The sequence below is a fragment of the Actinoplanes sp. NPDC048791 genome (assembly GCF_040650095.1).
Classification (GTDB): Bacteria; Actinomycetota; Actinomycetes; order Mycobacteriales; family Micromonosporaceae; genus Actinoplanes.
Map to the genome: position 1 here is coordinate 1 of NZ_JBEZGQ010000915.1, position 3,352 is coordinate 3,352.

The 3,352-nt window shown below is 72.5% G+C and carries 3 protein-coding genes; 1 reads left to right on the forward strand and 2 read right to left on the reverse strand.

Features of this window, described 5'->3' with window-relative positions; all coding sequences use genetic code 11:
• Window positions 1–155: 155 nt before the first annotated feature.
• Window positions 156–950 (reverse strand): MBL fold metallo-hydrolase, encoded by a 795-nt coding sequence (locus tag AB0C29_RS39640; RefSeq protein ID WP_360831891.1) that lies wholly within the window; start codon window positions 948–950, stop codon window positions 156–158.
• Window positions 951–981: 31 nt separating this feature from the next.
• Window positions 982–1,677 carry a type 1 glutamine amidotransferase domain-containing protein gene (locus AB0C29_RS39645; protein ID WP_360831895.1) on the reverse strand — a complete coding sequence of 232 codons (696 nt, stop codon included), beginning with the start codon at window positions 1,675–1,677 and terminating at the stop codon, window positions 982–984.
• Between the two features lie 305 nt (window positions 1,678–1,982).
• Here AB0C29_RS39645 and AB0C29_RS39650 point away from each other — a divergent pair, with 305 nt between their 5' ends.
• Complete coding sequence (locus AB0C29_RS39650) at window positions 1,983–3,206, forward strand: epoxide hydrolase family protein (RefSeq protein WP_360831896.1); 1,224 nt, start codon at window positions 1,983–1,985, stop codon at window positions 3,204–3,206.
• Window positions 3,207–3,352: the final 146 nt, after the last annotated feature.

Genomic DNA, 3,352 nt, shown 5'->3' on the forward strand with positions numbered 1-3,352 from the left:
TCCCGGCCGAGCTCAGCCGCCCGGAAGGCGCGGGCCGCGGCGCGACACCGGGCGTACGTCATCGGCGCCATGGCGCCATCGTCTCCGAGCCGGTGGCGGAACGCACCCCGGTCGCCCGATCGGGTTCCTCGCCGATCACCAGTACGGCACAGCGGTCACGGTCGCAGGGACACCCAGGTCCCGTGATCGCGCAGGTGCAGCACCGAGGACAGTCCGGCCTCGTCGAATGCCGTCTCGAGGTCCGTCGCGCTTTCCGAGAAGTGCGTCCAGCCGTCGTAGTGCGCCGGGATGACGATGCCTGCGCCCAGGACCGCGGCGGCTGCGGCGGTCCGGCGGCTGTCCAGCGTCAGGGGACGGCCACGGAACTTCGCCGGGACCCGGGCCGCACCGGCGAAGAGCACGGCCACGTCGATATCCGGTACGCGCCGGGAGATGTCGGCCACCGCCCGCAGCGACGCGTTGTCGCCACTGACGTAGACGACCGGCAGGCCGGCGCCGGCCAGCACGAACCCGCTGACCTCGCAGTTGACGTTGCCGTCGGCGTCACGCTCGCCGTCCTCGGGGCCGTGGACGGCCGGCACCGCCCGTACCGTCAGATCCCCGCCGCCGTCGGCTCGGGGCACCGCATGCTCGGCCCAGGTGGTCAGCCCGACCGCGGGCGGCCCCAGCCGGCCGGCCGTCGCCGGGCCGGTCAGCACCAGGGGTGCCGCCGCCGCGACGGCCCGGCCGCGGTCGTCCAGGTTGTCCGGGTGCTGGTCGTGGCTGACCAGGACGAGATCAACGGCGCCGAGCTCGGCCTCCGCCGCGGCGGGACCGGCCACCTTGGTCAGATAGCCGTGCGGGCCCGGGGCGTCGAACGTCGGGTCCACGATGATCCGCAGACCCCCGACGTCGATGACCACGGTGGGACCGCCGAGGACCGTGGCGGCGCAGTCCTGCCGCGTGAGCACCCCTGTCATGATCAACCCCCTGCGGGCATCCTCAGCCGAGAATCTTCAGCAGTCGTTCCGCCAGCGTGGCCGCCGAGTGCGGATTCTGGCCGGTGAGCAGATTACGGTCCTCCACGATATACGGCTCCCAGACCGGGCCCCGGCTGAACTCGACGCCGACCTTGTCCCTCAGTTCGTCCTCGAGCAGCCACTGACAGCGGGAGGCCAGACCGACGGCCTCTTCCTCCTCGTTGGTGAAGGCGGTCACCCGGTAGCCCCGGAACGGCGACTCGCCGTGGATGCGGGTGGCCAGCAGCGCGGCCGGGGCGTGGCACACGATGGCCAGCGGCTTGCCCGAGGCGAGCGCCGCGGTCAGCAGCCGGCCGGCGTCGGCGTCGACGGCCAGGTCCTGCATCGGGCCGTGCCCGCCGGGGAGGTAGACCGCGTCGTAGTCCTCGAGGCGGGCGTCCGACAGCCGCAGCGGGCGCCGCATGACCTCGGCCGACCGGATGATCTCCTCCAGCTCCAGGGCTCCCTGCTCGCCGCCGGCCATCGACGGCCGCAGGCTCATCATGTCGACGTTCGGCGTGGTGCCGCCGGGCGTCGCGACCACCACCTCGTGACCCGCCTCGGTCAGCGCCCGGTACGGCATCGCGAACTCCTCGGCCCAATATCCGGTCGCCCATCGGGTGCCGTCCTTCAGCACCAGGTACGTGGCCCCTGAGACCACGAAAAGCACCTTCGCCATCGCCCGTCCTCCTTCTGGTCCCTGCGTTGGCACCAGGGTCGCGCTCCCGGGCGCCGCGTCGCGCCGGTGAAACCCCCGGGGCAGCACCCTGGGACCCGGTCCGGCCCGGTCACGGTCGCCCGTCTCCGGAAACCCGTGGGCAGGCAGGTCCTGACCTGCTGTTTTGCGCAGCACCACGGTCCTGGCCAGGGAAGGTCCGCACCCCAGGACGTGTCGACCAGGGCATCTCACGGGTGCGCAACGCACCCGGGCCTCGCGAGGCTGGTGGGGCATCGGGATTCCGACCGAAAGGCAGTGTGCGTGAGATGACCACGCTCGAACAGCAAGCCGGACAGGCGATCCGGCCGTTCACCGTCCACTTCCGCAAGGCAGCGCTCGACGACCTGCGCCGCCGCCTCGCGACCACCCGCTGGCCGACCCGGGAGCTCGTCGGCGACCGCTCCCAAGGAGTGCAGCTGGCCACCATGCAGGCACTGGGTCAGTACTGGGTGGGCAAGTACGACCTGGGGCGCGTGCAGGCCCGGCTCAACGCGCTGCCCCAGTTCACCACCGAGATCGACGGTGTGGACATCCACTTCGTACACGTCAGGTCGAAGCATCCGGGCGCGCTGCCGCTGATCATGACCCACGGCTGGCCCGGCTCGATCATCGAGATGATCGACTCGGTCGGTCCGCTGACCGACCCGACCGCGCACGGCGGCACCGCCGCCGACGCGTTCCACCTCGTGCTGCCCTCGTTGCCGGGGTACGGCTTCTCGGCCGAGCCGGCCGAGGTCGGCTGGGACCTGGTGCGCACCGCGCGGGCCTGGGCGGAGCTGATGCGCCGGCTCGGCTACGACCGCTACGTGGCGCAGGGCGGAGACGTCGGCGCCGGGGTCACCGACGCGATCGGCCGGCTGGGCCCGGAGGGGCTGATCGGCATCCACACCAACCTGCTGGTGCCGGCCCTCAACGACCCGGCTTCACTGCCGGACGACACCGCGGAGGAACAGGCGGCGCTGGCCGCGATCAAGGTCTTCCAGACCACCGGCAACGGCTACTTCGTGGAGATGGCCACCCGGCCGGAGACCATCGGGTACGCGCTGCTGGACTCGCCGGCCGCGCTGGCCGCCTGGATGATCGACCACGACACCGACGCGTACTACAAGATCGCCGGCGCGTTCGTCGACGGCCGGCCCGCGGGCAACCTCACCCGCGACCACATCCTCGACAACGTCACGGCGTACTGGCTGACCGGCACCGGAGCGTCCACGGCCCGGTCGTACTGGGAGGCGTACGGGCCGGACGCGCCCGCCGCGGGCCGCCCGCCGCTGCCGGACCCCCGCGTCCCCGTGGGCTTCAGCACGTTCCCCGGTGAGATCTGGCGGACGCCGCGCAGCTGGGCCGAGCAGTCCTACCCGACCCTCAACTACTTCGGACAGGCCGAACGGGGCGGCCACTTCGCCGCCTGGGAAGAGCCGGAACTGTTCGCCGACCAGCTGCGGGCCGCCTTCCGGCCGCTGCGGACCTCCACGAATCAAGGGGTGTAACGATGACCTCCCAACCCACTCGACGGCAGCTGCTGCAGGGCAGCCTCGCGGCCGGTCTCACCGTCGCCGCGTCCACCGCCCTCGGCCCCGCGCCGGCGAGCGCGGCCCAGCCCACCGGCCACAGCGGGATCCGCCCGTTCCGCGTC